Origin of the sequence: Bartonella sp. AA2SXKL (genome assembly GCF_042197205.1) — a bacterium.
In the GTDB taxonomy this organism is placed as follows: domain Bacteria; phylum Pseudomonadota; class Alphaproteobacteria; order Rhizobiales; family Rhizobiaceae; genus Bartonella.
The window spans coordinates 46651-65059 of record NZ_JBHIRN010000011.1 but is presented as its reverse complement, the minus strand read 5'-3'; the positions used below and the strand labels follow the sequence as shown (position 1 = coordinate 65059).

The following is an 18409-nucleotide window of genomic DNA, read 5'->3' as shown; positions in this document are numbered from 1 at the left end:
CCGTTTCACAGACAAGAGTTGTTGCAACAATAGGTATGTTTGTTTTTTTACATTATACCATTTATGGGTGCTGTCGTGATATGATTTGATATTTCGAGAGCTGTACCTTTAAACAAACAATGTGAATGTTTAACACAAGAATGTTCTATTTGGAGATGTTTTATTTTGTCTGATAGGTTTATTTTCTTATTGTTCAAGAGAGATGTTATTAATCTTTCGTAGTAATATTTATTCGTTAGGATTACTATGATATTGTCTAAAAAGATGACCACGTTCAGCCCATAAGACGAGAAGTATGGCAGTGAGACTCAGAAAGAAAAATCCTGCTGAGTTTGGGATGGTTGTTTCATCAAATTGTTGGGCAATAAAAAAGCTAAGTCCTGCACCGATAGATGTTTGAAGAAAGCCGGATACAGAAGAAGCTGTTCCAGCTATTTCTCCTACAGGTTCAAGAGCGAGTGTATTGAAATTGGCCATAATACCACCGCAGGTAAACATTAATATACAATATAACGTCATATAAAAAGGAAAAGGGATAACACCACCTGCTAAGATGGACCCAATAAACCAAATGCATGAAGTGGCACAAAAGAGCAAAAGCATAGTATGAGCAATACGCCGCATTCCAAGGCGTCCAACGAGTTGAGAGTTAAAGAATGATGATAGAGCTTGAAATGCAGCACCAACTGCAAAAGCAATAGGGAACCAAAGTCCTAGATTATAGATCCCTTCATATGTTTGTTGTGATGTATTAACGGCGGTAAAGATACAGCCTAAAATAATGGAAGTTGCAAGTGTATAGCAAAGTGTTGTGCGATTGGTTATTACAATCCATAAGTTGTGTTTAACTGAAGAAAAGGAAAGAGAGCGTTGCGCATAAAGAGTTTCAGGCAAGCGCAGTTGAATCCAAATCATCAGTCCTAAACCAATCATTGCCATGAAAATAAAAATATATTGCCAATGTCCAAGAAGTAAAATGATCTGTCCTGTTGCGGGACCAACCATTGGTGCAACAAGAAAAACCATCATAACAATAGACATAACTTCTGCCATTTTTCGACCACTGTAAAGATCACGTACGACGGAAACTGTAAGAACTCGCATAGCAGCCCCTCCAATTCCTTGCAAGATACGTAAAATAAGTAAGAGAGAAAAATCAGTTACAAAGGCACAGCCAATCGCCGTAAATGAATAAAAAGCGAGTCCGAGAAGAATAAGTTTACGTCGTCCATACCTATCGCTTATTGGACCGAAAAATATTTGAGCAATACCATAGCTAATAAGATAACTCGAAATGATATAATGTTGATCATTTTCATTGAGAACATTTAAGCCGTCTAAAATATCGGGCATAGCTGGCAGCATAATATCAACAGCTATAGCGTTAATAGCCATGAGCGAAGCAATAAGAATAACAAATTCTTTATAGCCAATTTTGTTTCTAATCGCATCTCTATGCGTTTGTTCATCGACTGAATATGACATATGGCATCCTTGAAATAAAAATTTCGTCTGAAAACAGCTCTTTTTAAGAGTCTGAATAAAATGAAAGATACCTATGATTGATTACATGGAATATTGTTTTCTTTCAAAAGTTCCTGTAACTCATTGTTTTGAAACATCTCTTTAACAATATCACAGCCTCCGATAAATTCACCTTTGATATAAAGCTGTGGAATTGTTGGCCAATTTGAGTAATCTTTAATCCCTTGACGCAATTCGTTAGAAGTTAAGATATTAATCCCTTTATAATTCAATCCTAAATAATCAAGAATTTGAACAACTTGTCCTGAAAACCCGCATTGCGGAGCGTCAGGTGTTCCTTTCATGAATAAAATGACGTCGTTTGTTTTAATTTCGTTGTCAATAAAATCATGAACAGTGGTCATTTTTATCCCTCGATATTTCAGATTTTTATCAGTGTGTAATTTATATTCATACTGCTTTTAATCGTATTAAATGTGTGAATGCAAGAAGAAATTTTAGATTATTTTGGGACATTTGTTTGCAATATTAAGGCGTGAAGGTCATTTCCCATATTGCCTTTAAGGGCATCATAGACCATTTTATGTTGTTGAACACGGGTTTTACCACGAAAACTTTCAGAAATAACTTCTGCAGCATAATGTTCCCCATCTCCAGCAAGATCACGAATTCTTACAGTAGCATCAGGAATGCCTTCACGAATAAGCGTTTCAATTGCATGGGCACTCATTGCCATCATTATTCTCCTATGTTGTTCATTTTTTATAAAGGCTGTTTAAGAGAAAAAACAATTTTTATTCTTCACCCATAAATTGTGGAAACCAGTTTTCATAGGCTTTTGTGAGTTTGTCTACTGAAAGTGTTAATATCCCATCTATATTAAGAGAAGTACCCTCGACTTGACCTAGCTCTGTTAAAGAAACTGTATTGATTTGTGCACGCTCTTTAAGACTATTAAGAGAGTGAGGTTTGACGGCTAAAAGATAACGTCCTTGGTCTTCTCCAAAAAGTTCTGCATGATGGGGTGATTTATTGCTTAATTTTACTTTGATTCCTTTACCTGCTTTAATGACCATTTCAGCAAGTGCTATCGCTAATCCTCCGTCAGAAAGGTCATGGGCGGCGTGAATAAAACCACGATGTATGACATCTCGAACAAATTGACCATGCTTTTTTTCAAGTTGTAAATCTACAGGGGGGGGGGGGCCTGCATCAATATTTAAAATGTTACGTGCATAGATTGATTGTCCTAAATGGGAGCCGCAATTTCCTACTAAAACAAGAATATCTCCATTTTGCATACCACTTATTGTTACCATTTTAGACCAATCATTAAGAAGGCCTACCCCAGCAATTGTGGGGGTTGGAAGAATGGCTTCCCCATTTGTTTCGTTGTAAAGAGAAACATTGCCTGAAACGATAGGAAAATCAAGGATTCTACAAGCTTCTCCTATACCTTTAATAGCAAAAACCAGCTGTCCCATAATTTCAGGTTTTTCAGGGTTACCAAAATTGAGATTATCTGTAGCAGCCAGTGGTGTTGCACCTGTCGTACTAATGTTTCGCCAGCATTCTGCGACAGCTTGTTTCCCCCCTTCATAAGGGTCTGCTTCACAATAGCGAGGTGTTACATCAGAAGAAAAAGCAAGAGCACGTTTGCTGTTGTTTCCTACACGGATAACGCCTGCATCACCTCCTGGACAAACAAGGCTATTTCCTTGGATAAGGGTATCATATTGTTCATAAACCCATCGCCGAGAACTTTGATCAGCAGAATTCAATAAGCTCAGAAGCGCATCACCAAGATTTTCAACTTTTTTGACGTCTTCTGCTTTCAAGGGTGTTTTTTTTGCCGGCTCACTCCAAGGACGATCATAAACAGGCGCTTCATCACCAAGCTCTTTGATGGGAAGATTGACAACTTCTTCCCCTTGATGAAATACACGAAAACGTAAATCATCGGTTGTTTTTCCAATGATAGAAAAATGTAGTCCCCACTTATGAAAAATTGCTTCTGCTTGCTTTTCTAGTTCTGGTTTAAGGACCATGAGCATACGCTCTTGACTTTCAGAAAGCATCATTTCATAGGCTGTCATGTTTTCTTCTCGAACAGGAACTGTATCAAGATTAAGCTGTATCCCCAGATTTCCTTTTGCTCCCATTTCAACGGCAGAAGAGGTGAGTCCTGCTGCCCCCATATCTTGAATAGCAACCACGGCTCCAAGTTCCATGAGCTCTAAACATGCTTCAAGGAGACATTTTTCTGTAAAAGGATCACCGACTTGAACAGTTGGGCGTTTTTCACTGATTGAAGAATCAAATTCAGCAGAAGCCATTGTTGCTCCACCGACACCATCACGTCCTGTTTTTGCACCCAGATAAACAACAGGGAGTCCAATACCTTGTGCTTTAGAATAAAAAAGGGCGTCTGTCTTTGCAATACCGGCGACAAAAGCGTTAACAAGGATATTGCCATTATAACGCTCATCAAAATTTACTTCTCCACCAACCGTTGGAACACCAAAAGAATTGCTGTAACCACCTATTCCAGAAACAACACCAGAAACAAGATGGCGTGTTCGTGGGTGGTCAGGAGCACCAAATCGCAATGCATTCATAGCAGCAACAGGACGGGCTCCCATTGTAAAGACATCACGTAAAATACCACCAACACCTGTCGCTGCACCTTGATAAGGTTCAATATAAGAAGGGTGGTTATGGCTTTCCATTTTGAAAACAACACATTGTCCTTCGCCAATATCGACAACACCAGCATTTTCACCAGGTCCTTGGATGACACATTTTCCTTCTGTCGGAAGAGTTTTTAGCCATTTTTTAGATGATTTATAGGAACAATGTTCGTTCCACATTGCAGAAAAAATTCCTAGTTCAGTAAATGTTGGTTCTCTACCAATTAACGTTAGGATACGTTGATATTCATCTTCTTTTAGCCCGTGTTGTGCAATGAGTTCTGATGTAATAGTGATGTTATTGCAAGGCTTCATGAGTATTTATCCGTCAAATTAATCGAAATTTAGTATTTTTATTTTTTAAACCTAGCAGCTTATATTATAAACAATAATGTTGTTTAATAATAAAAATATTTATAGACAGTAAGCTGAAGATTTTGTCCGTTTGTTTGGTGGGATTTAAGACTAAAAATGGTCTTAAATAATTATGTGTTTAGAAAATAATATCCATTGTTGTTTGTGAAGAGCTTTGTTTATAGCTTTATGAAGCAAGAAATGGTATAAATCCTTATTTTTTTAAATTATGGAGCGCGAGTATTTTTGCAGCATTATCCATTTACTAACTCTAAAGCACTTTGAAAAAGTAAACGACCGTCAGTACCTCCGTGGGCGGGTTCAATAAAGTTTTCAGGATGGGGCATCATACCAAGAATATTACCAGCTTTATTAACAATACCAGCAATATCTTTCATTGAGCCGTTCGGGTTTGTATTTTCTGCATAGCGAAAAACAATTTGTTCATTGTCTTCCATTTGTTTCAATGTTTCACTATCAACAAAATAATTTCCGTCATGATGGGCAACAGGACAACGAATAATTTGTCCTTTAGAATAATATCGAGAAAATTTTGTCTTGGCGTTGACGACTTCAAGCTTGATTTCACGACAAACAAATTTTAAAGAAGCGTTACGCATTAAAGTACCGGGTAATAATCCTGCTTCCAACAAAATTTGAAATCCATTACAGATACCTATAATTGTCGTACCTTCTTGTGCTTTTTCACGAATGGCTTTTAAGATGGGAGTTCGCGCTCCAATCGCACCACATCTTAAGTAGTCGCCATAAGAAAAACCACCAGGAATAATAATAACATCTACATCTGGAATTGTTGTTTCTGTTTGCCAAATTTTTAGTGGCTCAACTCCCGTTATATGATGTAATGCTGCAACCATATCTCGATCACGATTTAATCCAGGAAGTTGAATGATGGCAGTTTTCATGAGCGTTTCACTTACAGAAGTTCGATTGTATAATTTTCAATGACAGTATTTGCGAGTAACTCTTCACACATTTGTTCAAGTTTTTTCTTTGCAGTTTCAGAAGGTAAATCATCAAGAACAATATCAAAAACCTTTCCTTGACGAATAGATTGAATGCCTTCGAAAGCCAAACTTTTTAAAGCACCGACAATTGCTTCTCCTTGTGGATCAAGAACGCTTTCTCTTAAAGTAACTGTAATGCGTGCTTTCATTTTTTGCTTCCTGCTTTTTAAAAGAACCTCTCCTTTGAAGAGGGGTGTTTGTATAAGGTGATGTTTTTTACCTTGTTTTTACTTTACGAGAACGGGACCACTTGGTCGTGTTGGTTCGTTTTCATTCATAATACCAAGACGTTTAGCAACTTCTTGATAGGCATTAATAAGCCCTCCCATATCACGACGAAAACGGTCTTTATCCATTTTTTCTTGTGTGTGCATATCCCATAGTCGTGCAGAATCAGGAGAGATTTCATCAGCAAGAACAATGCGCATTGTTTCATCTTCCCACAGGCGACCAAATTCCATTTTAAAATCAATTAATTGGATGTTAACACCGGCAAAAAGCCCAGAAAGAAAATCATTAATACGAATTGAAAGTTGCATGATATCTTCTATCTCTTGTGGGACAGCCCACCCAAAAGCTGTGATATGTTCTTCCGTTACCATAGGATCATCGAGAGAATCATTTTTATAGTAGAATTCAATGATGGATTGCGGAAGCGGGGTTCCTTCTTCCAGTCCTAAACGCTTAGCAAGAGAGCCGGCAGCAACATTGCGAACAACAACTTCCAACGGAATGATTTCCACTGCTTTAATAAGCTGTTCGCGCATGTTTATACGTTTGATAAAATGTGTTGGGATGCCCAAACGTCCAAGATGGCTAAAAATATGTTCCGAAATTCGGTTGTTTAAAACGCCCTTTCCGTCGATAATTTCATGTTTTTTTGCATTAAAGGCAGTTGCATCATCTTTAAAAAATTGAATATAAGTTCCTGGTTCAGGTCCTTCATATAAAATTTTAGCCTTGCCTTCATAAATACGGTGGCGACGATTCATCATGATTCTCTATTTATCTTGAGAGGTTTTTAATAACATTAATAAATGATACTATCCTAATTGATAGAATTTCTCAATGATATTGCTATGATACTTTTATAATTTTTATCATTACACGTTTACCCAAAGGTGAAGATACATAAGCGATGAGAAAGAAGATCACCTCTTTTGGATCAAATTTTTGCAAGAAAGTGAGAGAGGACCATAAGCCCTTCAGGCCAAGGTCCGTGTCCGGATTCTGCGTTAATATGGCCAGAATACCCAGCATCAACAAAGAGTGATCCCCAATCATTGGCAATTTTTTCTGCTACTGAAAATTGACAAAACTCATCGTTGCGACTGGCTATGACAATAGAAGGAAAAGGAAGCTTTTGGCGATGATAGGGGCCAAATGTCATTAAATGTTTGGGACGTATTTTTTCATTGGCGACATCTGGAGGTGCAACAAAGAAAGCGCCACAAATTTTTTCTGTATTTTGTACAGTTGCATGAATAACACTGGGAACTCCTAATGAATGAGCAATAAGCATAACAGGCCTTTGAGCTTTTGCGATGGCGGTTTTAACTTTGTTAACCCACTCTTCACAAACAGGCTTTGACCAATGGAGTTGTTCAATGCGGCTGGCTGTCGACAATTTTTTTTCCCAGCGCGTTTGCCAATGATCTGGACCAGATCCTTTGTAGCCAGGAACAATAAGAATATCGAGTTGATTTGCTTTCATGAATTGTTTTCTTTGTTACAACAGATTTTTGATCATAGGTTGAATGGATTTTGGTTTTCTATGTCGCTTTATTGTTCTTCAAAAACACGTTTAAAAATCGTATTGATATGTTTGGTGTGGTAAGAAAGATCAAATTTTTCGCGAAGTTCTTCTTCACTTAAAGCTTTGGTAACATCTTTGTCGTTGAGGAGTTCTTCTAAAAAATCTTTTCCTTGTTCCCAAACTTTCATCGCATTTCGTTGTACAATCCTATAAGAATCTTCACGACTAATCCCTGCTTGTGTGAGTGCTAAAAGAACCCGTTGTGAGTGAACAAGACCGCGGAATTTATTGAGATTTTTTTGCATATTTTCTGGATAGACAATGAGATTTTCAATGACAGATGTGAGGCGAGAAAGAGCAAAATCAAGTGTAATAGTCGCATCTGGAGCAATATAACGCTCAACAGATGAATGGGAAATATCACGTTCATGCCAAAGAGCTACATTTTCCATGGCTGGGAGTGCAAATGCACGTACCATACGGGCTAATCCAGTTAAATTTTCTGTTAAAACTGGATTACGTTTGTGAGGCATTGCCGATGAACCTTTTTGCCCAGGTGAGAAATGTTCCTCTGCTTCAAGAACTTCTGTTCGTTGTAAGTGGCGTATTTCTATTGCTAGCCTTTCAATAGAGGAAGCAATAACACCAAGTGTTGCAAAAAACATAGCATGACGATCTCTTGGTATTACTTGGGTGGAAACCGGTTCAGTACGCATCTTCAAGGCTTTTGCTACATGTTCTTCAACGCGTGGATCGATATTAGCAAAAGTTCCTACAGCTCCTGAAATCGCGCAAGTAGAAACTTCTTCTCGTGCAGCAAGAAGACGTTTGCGACAACGGGAAAATTCAGCGTATGCAAGAGCAAACTTGATTCCAAATGTTGTCGGTTCAGCATGAATGCCATGACTCCGCCCAATGGTGATTGTCTCTTTATGCTCAAAAGCACGTCTTTTTAATGCTTCAAGAAGTTGATCTATATCCTCTAGCAAAATATCACTCGCACGCATCAATTGAATGTTCAGCGTTGTATCGAGAACATCAGATGATGTCATGCCTTGGTGGATAAAACGTGCCTCTGGTCCAATGAATTCAGCTAGGTGGGTTAGAAATGCGATAACATCATGTTTGGTAATTGCTTCAATTTCATCAATGCGATTGACATCAAATTTAGCTGCTGCCCCTTTTTCCCAAATGACTTTGGTGGCTTCTTTCGGAATAATCCCTAAGTGAGCAAGGGCATCACAGGCATGGGCTTCAATTTCAAACCAAATACGATATTTTGTTTCGGGAGACCAAATTGTTACCATTGCAGGGCGGGAATAACGTGCGATCATCATTTTTTTCCTTGTTGTGAGAGGATTGCGGCTTGGCGCAATGCACTAATACGTGTTTTGTAAAGCTCTTTATTGCCATCTTTATAAATTGCAGAGCCTGCGACAAATACATTTGCACCAGCTTTTGCAGCTATCCCAATTGTATCAACGGTGATACCACCATCAACTTCAAGATCAATAGGGCGGTTTGCAATCATGTTTTTAACGCGCTTAATTTTATTTTTTATTTCTGGAATAAAACTTTGTCCACCAAAACCGGGATTGACCGTCATGATGAGAATGAGATCTAATTGATCAAGCAAATATTCCAGTACATGTTCAGGGGTGCTTGGATTGAGTGCGATTCCTGCTTTTTTCCCCATTTTTTTGATTGTTTGTAATGAACGATGAAGATGTGGACCTGCTTCAGCATGAATAGTTATAATATCTGAACCTGCTTTTGCAAAAGCTTCTAAATAAGGGTCTACTGGTACGATCATCAGGTGGACATCAAATATTGCTTTTGTTAATGGGCGCAGAGCTTTGACGATTTCAGGACCAAAGGTGATGTTAGGAACAAAGTGCCCATCCATAATATCAAGATGAAGCCAATCTGCACCAGCATCAACAACATCTAACATTTCTTGTCCAAGTTTAGAAAAATCAGAAGCCAAGAGAGAAGGCGAAATGAGATGAGAATGGGGCATTAAAATCTCCTTAGATTGGCAGTTTTTATCATATCGCTGTGTATACACAAATATTTTTTGTGTTATGACGGAAAAGAAAAAATATGTATTATAGGTCTTTTTATGGAAAGATTGCTTGAAATTTTAAAGCTTTATAAGTGAAAGATATGTCGAATCATAAAACATATTTGATGCCTGAACTTCAACATAAACATACTATTGCGGTTTCTTCCCAAGAATATCGAGATGCCATGAGTCTTTTTGCAGGAGCTGTGCATATTGTGACAACAAATGGTATTAAGGGAAGACGTGGGGTGACTGTTTCGGCGTGTTGTTCTTTATCTGATGATCCTCCAACCCTTCTTGTTTGTCTCATGCGTCATAATTTAAAGAATCAGGTGTTTATGGAGAATGGAAATTTTTGTGTTAATAGCTTGGCAGGAAAACATCGCTCATTAGCGGATGTTTTTTCGAGGCGTTGCAATTCTACACAAAATGAGCGTTTTGATGTTGCTCAATGGGGAGCTTTGCAAACGGGGGCGCCTAGTCTTTCAGATGCTCTAGCGTCGTTTGATTGTCGTTTGATTTGTTGGCACGAACACGCAACCCATTGTGTTTTGATTGGTGAGGTTGTTGCAATCAACTGTAATAAAGAAAAAGATGCTTTGATGTATTTGAAACGTGAATATCACACTTTGCCTTTATAAAGATTTTATTTTTTGCATTGATGAAATGATTTATTGTTGCTTCATTTAGATTTTAAACAATGTAGAGAGTAGGGGAGGGATGGCTCTGATTTCCTTCTTTTTAAAGTTTTTCAATAAGCGAGAAAAATGATTCTGGATGAGATTTGATCAAGAATTCAATCTACATAAAAAAGCGATCAAACCTAAACAGTGCATTTAGATATATTCGTCGATTGTTATGAAAAAACATTTTACTCTTGTGTTGATGGGTATTGCACAATATATAGACCGCACATAGCATATGTGGAGGTTTTTTATTGCATGAGCGAAGAGATTGATGGTCAATATCGCCCTAGTGAAGATGAGCCTTTTATGAATGAGCGGCAAAAGGCGTATTTTCGTGCTAAATTGGTTTCTTGGAAGAATGATATATTAAAAGAAGCTCGTGAGACTTTGGAAAATTTGCAGGAAGAGAATGTTGGTCAGCCCGATTTGACTGATCGGGCTTCTTGTGAAACTGATCGTACAATCGAATTACGTGCTCGTGATCGTCAGAGGAAACTTATTTCAAAAATAGATGCTGCTTTAGAGCGCATTGATAATGGGACATACGGTTTTTGTGAAGAAACCGGCGAACCCATTAGTATCAAGCGTCTTGAGGCTCGGCCGATAGCCGTTTTGTCATTGGAAGCGCAAGAACGTCACGAACGACGTGAAAGAGTTTATCGCGATGATTAAGGTTATTGAGATGATAAACAAATGAAATTCGTGGTGATGAAATTGTATATTTTTATTTTTGAGGGATAGGAATGAATAAAGATGGTTCTTGCCGCCCCTCAATTTCGGCGGTGATGGCTGAATCTTTTACTCCTTGATTCGTAAAAGGAGAGGGACTTTTATCCGATACATCGTTTCTTTCTGGAGGGGCGGAATTTAGATGTGTGTCTGTTTCTCTTTTTTGTATTTTTGATGTACCAGTAATATCGGATTCTACAACCACATCTGTTAATCCGCCAATAAGGAGCAAATGTTCTTTATTATCGCAACGGACTAAAACAAGGCGGCGTGCTCGATCTATAGAAATTACTTCACATAATGCTAATCGTGATAGACTTTTTTTTCTATTAATGCTGTATCTTCCTGTACTTAAGCGACGTAAAAACACGATAATTACGGTAATAGCTGCGATTGTTATTATAAAAAGCAAAAAGCTTATCGTTATGTTTGCAGCAGATACACCTATCTGCTCTGATAACCAGATATACATAGATTTTCTCCCATTTTGGATGGAAATATTATTTTTTATTGAGATAAATTTATAAACATACCCTCAAAAGGTTCACTTATAATGTAAGAAATAAACTTTTGAATATTAAGCGAGCTTATCTTAGATAATATCATAGTATATACTTTATAACAACATAACAACGAATATAAAGGAAGTTTTGTGACATAAGAAATAGCTATAAGCTAAGGCAAAGAGAGATGGATAAAGATTTTGAGAATAATGAAAGATCAGCGTCTTCGTTTCATCGGAGAGTTGTGATTTTTGGTGTTGTTTTTGTATTAGGTTTTCTTTTCATTGTGGGTATTTTAGGTTTTTTTTATCCACAAAACTATTTGCAACAGGCGATATCAATATCTTTTTTGATTCTAGCAATGATCGGTGTTGCAACACTCGTTTTGTGTGGAATGGGAATTTTAAGATATCATGTGTGGTCGCATGAAGATTTTGATTTTAGCATCTTTAATAGGAGCGATGATGCAATTGTAATCTCTGATCTTTCTGGTTTTGTTTATTATTCTAATCAAAACTATCGAAAAATTCTGACCTATAAGCCTGAAGTGTCTTGTTATAGGGTTATTGCAGATCTGCCAGGAGCTGGTGCACTCTCGTACCGCTTAAAGGTTGCAGCCTGTAATAATCTTGCAGCGCAAGAGGAATTGAGAGTAGAACAACCAATTTTTACCGATTCTACACCAAAAAAATCTGTTTGGTATAATATTTCCGTTCAACCTATCACAAAACAGAAAAAAAAGCTTTTATTTTGGCGTATTACTGATATTTCGCACTTACAACAAACGCGAGAAGTTTTTTTCTCGAACCTTCAAGAGGCTATCAATCACTTGGATCAAGCTTCTATTGGTTTTGTATCCGTTAATAGACAAGGAACTATTCTTTATGCCAATGCGACTTTTGCCGAATGGTTTTCAATTGATTTAGCGAATTTCTCAATTGGTCAATATAATTTTGATTCGTTATTTGATAGCGTTGGCGCTAAGAGCTCATGGAGTGATATCTGTTTACAAACCAACAGATATCAAAGTTCAGGTTACTCTTTACCTTATAGGTTTTCGTTATGTTTAAATTCACACACGACTTGTGAGAAAATATTCCATTGTCTTATATCTGTTTCTTCTCTCTTAGAAGAGGAAGCCATTTATCGTGTTGTGATCATTCCACAACAAATACAAAAAGAAGAAGATGATCAATTAAAATTACCCAGTATATTAGGAGAATATTTTGATGCGAGTCCTTTTGCAATAGCCGTGGTGGATCATGCAGGGCAATTGGTTCATATGAATAAAGCTTTTTCATCACTCACGGGATGTATGGACAAAGCTGTCAATTTTTATGATGTTATTTCTCGTCGTGATTGTGTGCAGTTAGAGCGTTCTTTTCAGAGAATTGCGACAAATAAAAATTATTTTGTTTCTCTAGAAACTGTTTTAGAAAAAAATGAAGAATGCCATTTACGGCTCCATATTATGTCTGTACCGCCCTATCACGGTGATGCATTGCAAAATTTGCTTATTATCTCTGTCATTGAAACAACCGAACAAAAAACTCTTGAAGATAAAATGATGCAAAGTCAGAAGATGCAAGCTGTAGGACAATTGGCTGGCGGCATTGCTCATGATTTTAATAATGTTTTAACAGCAATTTTAATGTCGTGTGATCTTCTTTTAAATACGCATCGTAGTTCTGATCCTGCTCATGCTGATCTGATCAATATTAAAAACAATGCTAATCGTGCAGCTGCTCTTGTCCAACAATTATTAGCTTTTTCTAGAAAGCAAACACTTCGACCTGAAGAAGTCGATTTTACTGAATTTTTATCAGATATCCGCAATCTTATTTTACCACTTTTGGGGAATAATATTCAGTTAAAAATTATCCATGGAAGAGATTTGTGGAGCGTTGAAGTTGATCAAGCATCTTTTCAGCGTGTTATTATGAATTTGGTTATTAATGCGCGTGATGCCATGTTAGATGGAGGTATTGTTACGATTGCGACAAATAATATTACAAAGCAACAAAGTGCTGAATTTAATCATCTTGGATTAGCAATTGGCGAGTATGTGCAATTGACTATTTCAGATACAGGGGCTGGTATATCTGCTGCTATACAAGAAAAAATGTTTGAGCCATTTTTTACAACAAAAGAAGTTGGAAAAGGAACAGGACTTGGTTTATCAATGGTTTATGGAATTATCAAGCAGAGCGGTGGGTATATTTATTGTGAAAGTAAAGAAGGTGAAGGAGCAACATTTCATATTTTTCTTCCCCGTTATATCCCCAATATAAAAGGAGAAATTTCTCAAAAGATTGAAAAAGATGAAGAGAAAGATAAAAATATAGACTTAACAGGATCTGCGACTGTTTTATTAGTTGAAGATGAAGATGCGGTCAGAATGGGGGGGGTAAGAGCTCTTCAAATGAGAGGATATACGGTTTTAGAGGCAGCAAGTGGGGTGGAAGCACTCTCTATTCTTGAGGAACAAAAAGGAGAAGTTGATATTATTGTTTCCGATGTGGTGATGCCAGAAATGGATGGGCCCACTTTATTGAAGGAAGTCCGTAAAAACTATCCTGATATCAAATTTCTTTTCGTTTCTGGATATGCAAAAGATGCCTTTGCTAAAAATCTTCCACAAGATGCTGTTTTTGGTTTTTTATCTAAGCCTTTTACACTCAAACAGTTAGCTGTAACAGTTAAAGAAACACTTTCGTCATAAACAAAAATTTATGCAATAGAAAATTGCGTATTTTAAGATTTTTTAGGCGAAATACGAGAGTATTTTGATAAATAGAGCTTATGATAATGTCATAGAATTGAATAAAGAAGAAAAATTTTAAAAATGAACTAAAATTCAAAAAATTACATATTTTGTGCAAAAATTTATGAAGAGATGGACTCTATTATGTCAATATTTCATAGAGATTTTCAATTGTAGATACTGAGCAAAAACTATGTGTAAAGCATTGAAATATGCTGATTAATAGATTGTTGATACACTCAAAAAGATAAAAGCTGTTGTTGCGTATCGACCATTTTGCTCTTCCCTTCAATAAATGCTTTTAAGGCTTCGGGATAGAGTTTATGCTCTGCTTTAAGAACTCTTTGTGCTAAGCACTCAGCAGTATCATGGGGATAGACTGGAACGGCTGCTTGGGCAAGGATTTTTCCTGCATCCATGTCTTCTGTAACAAGGTGAACAGTGCAACCCGTGATTTTTACACCTGCTTGTAAAGCTTTTTCATGTGTGTTTAAGCCTTTAAATGAAGGCAAAAGAGAAGGATGAATATTTAGAATTCGTCCTTCATAAAGTTTTACAAAACGTGGTGAGATAAGGCGCATATACCCTGCAAAGCAGAGAAAATCCGGTTTATATTGATTTAAAATTGTAAAAATATTTTCTTCATGCTCTTCTTTTGTTTTGTAAATTTTACGATCAACAATATGAATAGGTAAGTTATGGTTTTGCGCTTTTTCAATACCGTTGGCACGCGGATTATCGCAAATAACCGCGACGATTTCAGCAGGATATGCCGTTTGTTGGCTAGCTTGAGCAAGGGCGACCATATTGGATCCATTACCAGAAATGAAAACGACGATTTGTTTTTTCATAAATGCAGTACCCCTTTATAAAGTATTCCTTTATTTTGATCTTGGCATTTTGTTAAAATGCCAAGGGGAGTTACAGTCTCTCCTTTTCTTTCAAGAGCTTGTGTAATTGTTTCAGCTGCATGCTGTGCTACGATAATGATCATGCCAATACCACAATTAAATGTTCTTAACATTTCTGTTTCTTCTATTTTACCTTGTTTGGCAATCCATGAAAATACTGCTGGAACATTGATGGTAGAAAGATTAATTTCAGCGCAGAGAGAGGATGGAAGGACACGTGGAATATTTTCAGGAAAACCTCCACCCGTAATATGAGCAAGAGCTTTAATCCCTTCATATTTTCGCATGATGGGAAGAAGCGATTTTACATAAATGCGTGTTGGTGTAAGAAGTGCTATACCAAGGCTGCTTTCGGGGGAAAAAGGGGCAGGGTCATTCCATTTGAGATAATTTTGCTGGATGATTCGTCGAACAAGCGAAAAGCCATTGGAATGAATTCCAGAGGCGCTTAGACCTAATATAATATCACCTTCTGTCAAATCTTTTGAAGGGAGTAGCTTGCTACGTTCGCATGCTCCAACAGCAAAACCAGCTAGATCATAATCTCCCTCTGCATACATTCCTGGCATTTCTGCAGTTTCTCCTCCAATAAGGGCAGCACCGGCTTGTTTACATCCTTCTGCAATACCGGAAACAATCGCAGTTCCTTGTTCAGGGTCAAGCTTTCCAGTTGCAAAATAATCCAGAAAAAAGAGAGGTTCAGCCCCTTGTACGAGTAAATCATTGACACACATAGCTACAAGATCAATACCTACAGTGTTATGGTGACCTACTTCAATGGCAATTTTTAATTTTGTTCCCACACCATCATTGGCTGCTACTAGGATAGGATCCGTAAAGCCTGCTGCTTTTAAATCAAAAAGTCCACCAAAACCGCCAATTTCTGCATCTGTTCCGGCTCGTTTTGTTGCGCGTATAAAGGGTTTAATTTTTTCTACCATGGCATTACCCATATCGATGTTTACACCGGCTTTTGCGTAGGTAAGACCAGCTTTGGATTTATCCCCAGCCTTGGATTTATTATTTGTAAGATCTTGATTGCTCATTGGAGCCTTCCTTTAATGGAAAATCAGGTTTTGATATTATGCAATGCCATGATAGAGTTCTCTCTGCAAGAGATATTGATAAGAAAATAAGCAACTTTTCTTGTACCTTATTTTGAAGTTGTTTATAATTTTTTGTGAAGAATTTTTTAGGATATTTTATGAGCAAGATATCAGATAATCACGGACAGTCCTCTTGGCAGCTTATGAGAAAGAAAGTGAGTGAGAATACATCTCGTGATCGTTATAAGACTTATGTGCCAGCGTATACTCAATTACCTTTGCCGAATAATATGAAAAGACAAATCTTTTTTTGGCTTGGTACGCTGATTTTTTTCATTCTTTTTATGTTTGTTTTTGGATCAATTTTGCTTCCTTTTGTGGCAGGGATTGTGTTGGCTTATTTTCTCAATCCCATTGTTCAATTACTTGAAAAATTTGGTATTCGTCGTGTGTTTGGGACTGTCCTTATCACCCTATTTATTGTTATTACCTTTGTTGCTGCTTTAATTATTTTGATTCCTGTTATTAGTTGGCAAATACAGCAATTTATGAGTGATGGTTTACCTGTTTACATTAATCGTATTCAAACCTTTTTTGTTGAGCATGATTTTGATTGGTTAAGGCGCTATTTTGGAAGTGATCCAAATGAATTACGGAATAATATTAAAGGATTTTTGGGAGAAGGTTCGGATTTTATTACGTCTCTTTTGAATTCACTTTTAAAGTCAGGAAAATCAATCGTTAATATCGTTAGCCTATTTGTTGTGGCACCTGTGGTGGCATTTTATATGTTATTAGATTGGCCACGTATGGTAACAGCAATCGATTCGTTAATACCGCGTGATCATCTTGAAACTGTTCGTAGTATTTTTCATGAAATGGATAGAGCTATTGCAGGCTTTGTTCGTGGACAAGGAACAGTTTGTCTCATATTGGGAGGCTATTATGCTATTGGTTTAACGATTGCAGGACTCAATTTTAGTCTTTTGATTGGTATGTTTATTGGTCTTATTAGCTTTGTTCCTTATATCGGCACAATGAGTGGCTTGGTCCTTTCTGTTGGTATTGCATGGGTCCAGTTTTATCCCAATAATTGGGGGGGAATCATCGTTGTGATGGCACTTTTTTTAATTGGTCAGTTTATTGAAGGTTATATCCTTCAACCCAAGCTTGTAGGTTCATCAGTGGGATTACATCCCGTATGGTTGATGTTTTCACTTTTTGCTTTTTCTTCACTCTTTGGTTTTACTGGTATGCTTGTTGCTATTCCTGCGGCAGCGGCTGTTGGCGTTTTAGTTCGTTTTGCTCTTCATACTTATCTGAGTTCTCAGATGTATTCGAGAAGCGGAAATTCGGAGCCGCTAAAATGAATGGGCGTGAAACGCAATTATCTTTAAATTTTCCTTATGATCCGATTTTTCAATTTGAGGATTTAGTGGTAACGGAAAGCAATCGTATGGCTTTTCAGCTTATTGATCACTGGCCCAATTGGAGCTTACCTATTGCAGTTTTGGTTGGTAAAGAAGGCTCTGGAAAAACGCACTTTTCTAATATATGGCTCCAAAAAGCAGATGCTTTCAGGATTCAGCACAATGAAATTGATCAGGCTATTACTATGGCTTCTTTAGGCAGATCATTTTTAATAGAGGATATTGATGCAGGTGAAATCAATGAGACAGAACTTTTTCATTTAATTAACAGTATTAAGCAAGCAAATCTTGATGCACGACAAGCTACTTTATTGATGACGGCACGAACACTTCCTTCCGCTTGGAATTTAATGTTAAATGATCTAAAAAGTCGTCTTAATTCGGTAATGTTCGTTGAAATTAATCAGCCTGATGATGCATTGTTAACAGCTGTTGCATTTAAGCTTTTTTCCGATAGGCAACTTATTGTACATCCAGATACGGTTTATTATCTTGTAAGTCGTTGTGAACGTTCTTTATTTTCATTGAAGCGTGTTATTGATTCTGTTGATCAGTTGGCATTACAAAGAAAAAGAAAAATAACACGTTCTGTTATTGCTGAAGTTTTGAATAGAAGAAATTCGTAAATACTCCTTATCATGGCTTACTTATTCTGTCCTTCTACTATCGTTTCAATACGTGGAAAGACAAGTCATTTAAATTTTCTCCTTTTTGGATATCTATATAAGAGTAAAAAATAATATTTTTTACTTTTGTCATGTGTTTATTTTAAATAGCTTTGAGATTTTATTGTATGATGTTGAATTCTTTCCATCTTCGCATTTGAAAATTTTTCTAAAAAGAGCGCTTTATTTTATTTATAATGAAATCTTTGTGCTTTGAAAAAATGTTTGTTGTTTATGGATTTGGATTGTAGAAGATTCTAGAATTTTTAATAAAAGAGTCCTTGGGAAGATAGAAAA

The 18409-nt window shown here is 37.0% G+C and carries 18 protein-coding genes; 5 read left to right on the top strand and 13 right to left on the bottom strand.

What is annotated here, in order from left to right; genetic code table 11:
* Nucleotides 1–228 precede the first annotated feature (228 nt).
* The 10 genes from ACFINS_RS07575 to rpe all read right to left on the bottom strand — a co-directional run bounded on the left by ACFINS_RS07575 (nucleotide 229) and on the right by rpe (nucleotide 9333).
* Nucleotides 229–1485: a multidrug effflux MFS transporter gene (locus tag ACFINS_RS07575; RefSeq protein WP_375611542.1), complete on the bottom strand. Its 1257-nt coding sequence runs from the start codon at nucleotides 1483–1485 to the stop codon at nucleotides 229–231.
* Between the two features lie 71 nt (nucleotides 1486–1556).
* Complete coding sequence (grxD, locus tag ACFINS_RS07570; protein WP_375706046.1) at nucleotides 1557–1889, bottom strand: Grx4 family monothiol glutaredoxin; 333 nt, start codon at nucleotides 1887–1889, stop codon at nucleotides 1557–1559.
* A gap of 98 nt (nucleotides 1890–1987) precedes the next feature.
* Entirely contained in the window at nucleotides 1988–2221 is a 234-nt protein-coding gene (locus ACFINS_RS07565; protein ID WP_375651285.1) for a BolA/IbaG family iron-sulfur metabolism protein, read from the bottom strand.
* Nucleotides 2222–2279: 58 nt separating this feature from the next.
* Nucleotides 2280–4490, bottom strand: a complete 2211-nt coding sequence (purL, locus tag ACFINS_RS07560) for a phosphoribosylformylglycinamidine synthase subunit PurL (protein WP_375611544.1) — start codon at nucleotides 4488–4490, stop codon at nucleotides 2280–2282.
* Between the two features lie 293 nt (nucleotides 4491–4783).
* Nucleotides 4784–5455: a phosphoribosylformylglycinamidine synthase subunit PurQ gene (purQ, locus tag ACFINS_RS07555; protein WP_375611545.1), complete on the bottom strand. Its 672-nt coding sequence runs from the start codon at nucleotides 5453–5455 to the stop codon at nucleotides 4784–4786.
* A gap of 11 nt (nucleotides 5456–5466) precedes the next feature.
* Nucleotides 5467–5706, bottom strand: coding sequence for a phosphoribosylformylglycinamidine synthase subunit PurS (gene purS / locus ACFINS_RS07550; protein WP_375611546.1), 240 nt, complete (start codon nucleotides 5704–5706; stop codon nucleotides 5467–5469).
* Nucleotides 5707–5784: 78 nt separating this feature from the next.
* Nucleotides 5785–6549 (bottom strand): phosphoribosylaminoimidazolesuccinocarboxamide synthase, encoded by a 765-nt coding sequence (gene purC / locus ACFINS_RS07545; protein ID WP_273791179.1) that lies wholly within the window; start codon nucleotides 6547–6549, stop codon nucleotides 5785–5787.
* A gap of 173 nt (nucleotides 6550–6722) precedes the next feature.
* Nucleotides 6723–7271: an RBBP9/YdeN family alpha/beta hydrolase gene (locus tag ACFINS_RS07540; RefSeq protein WP_375611547.1), complete on the bottom strand. Its 549-nt coding sequence runs from the start codon at nucleotides 7269–7271 to the stop codon at nucleotides 6723–6725.
* A 68-nt stretch (nucleotides 7272–7339) separates the two neighbouring features.
* Nucleotides 7340–8647: an adenylosuccinate lyase gene (purB, locus tag ACFINS_RS07535; protein WP_375611588.1), complete on the bottom strand. Its 1308-nt coding sequence runs from the start codon at nucleotides 8645–8647 to the stop codon at nucleotides 7340–7342.
* A complete protein-coding gene (gene rpe / locus ACFINS_RS07530) occupies nucleotides 8647–9333 on the bottom strand; it encodes a ribulose-phosphate 3-epimerase (RefSeq protein ID WP_375645756.1) in 687 nt (228 codons plus the stop codon). Before rpe ends, purB begins: the two co-directional genes overlap by 1 nt.
* Before the next feature lie 146 nt (nucleotides 9334–9479).
* Here rpe and ACFINS_RS07525 point away from each other — a divergent pair, with 146 nt between their 5' ends.
* The gene (locus ACFINS_RS07525) at nucleotides 9480–10019 is read left to right on the top strand and encodes a flavin reductase (protein WP_375611549.1); all 540 of its coding nucleotides are present in this window, start codon (nucleotides 9480–9482) and stop codon (nucleotides 10017–10019) included.
* A 300-nt stretch (nucleotides 10020–10319) separates the two neighbouring features.
* Nucleotides 10320–10736 carry an RNA polymerase-binding protein DksA gene (gene dksA, locus ACFINS_RS07520; protein ID WP_015856486.1) on the top strand — a complete coding sequence of 139 codons (417 nt, stop codon included), beginning with the start codon at nucleotides 10320–10322 and terminating at the stop codon, nucleotides 10734–10736.
* Between the two features lie 52 nt (nucleotides 10737–10788).
* Here the strand turns inward: dksA and ACFINS_RS07515 are convergent, their stop codons facing one another.
* Complete coding sequence (locus ACFINS_RS07515; protein ID WP_375700802.1) at nucleotides 10789–11265, bottom strand: hypothetical protein; 477 nt, start codon at nucleotides 11263–11265, stop codon at nucleotides 10789–10791.
* Nucleotides 11266–11483: 218 nt separating this feature from the next.
* Here ACFINS_RS07515 and ACFINS_RS07510 point away from each other — a divergent pair, with 218 nt between their 5' ends.
* On the top strand, nucleotides 11484–14018 hold the full coding sequence (locus tag ACFINS_RS07510) for a response regulator (RefSeq protein ID WP_375706045.1): 2535 nt from the start codon (nucleotides 11484–11486) through the stop codon (nucleotides 14016–14018).
* A 281-nt stretch (nucleotides 14019–14299) separates the two neighbouring features.
* On the opposite strand, the gene purN is transcribed toward ACFINS_RS07510, so the two are convergent.
* Nucleotides 14300–14911 (bottom strand): phosphoribosylglycinamide formyltransferase, encoded by a 612-nt coding sequence (purN, locus tag ACFINS_RS07505; RefSeq protein WP_375613082.1) that lies wholly within the window; start codon nucleotides 14909–14911, stop codon nucleotides 14300–14302.
* A complete protein-coding gene (purM, locus tag ACFINS_RS07500; RefSeq protein WP_375651269.1) occupies nucleotides 14908–16017 on the bottom strand; it encodes a phosphoribosylformylglycinamidine cyclo-ligase in 1110 nt (369 codons plus the stop codon). The genes purN and purM overlap by 4 nt, the downstream gene beginning before the upstream one ends.
* A 158-nt stretch (nucleotides 16018–16175) precedes the next feature.
* Here purM and ACFINS_RS07495 point away from each other — a divergent pair, with 158 nt between their 5' ends.
* Nucleotides 16176–17387 carry an AI-2E family transporter gene (locus ACFINS_RS07495; protein WP_375613080.1) on the top strand — a complete coding sequence of 404 codons (1212 nt, stop codon included), beginning with the start codon at nucleotides 16176–16178 and terminating at the stop codon, nucleotides 17385–17387.
* The gene (hdaA, locus tag ACFINS_RS07490) at nucleotides 17384–18073 is read left to right on the top strand and encodes a DnaA regulatory inactivator HdaA (RefSeq protein WP_375651267.1); all 690 of its coding nucleotides are present in this window, start codon (nucleotides 17384–17386) and stop codon (nucleotides 18071–18073) included. The genes ACFINS_RS07495 and hdaA overlap by 4 nt, the downstream gene beginning before the upstream one ends.
* Nucleotides 18074–18409: the final 336 nt, after the last annotated feature.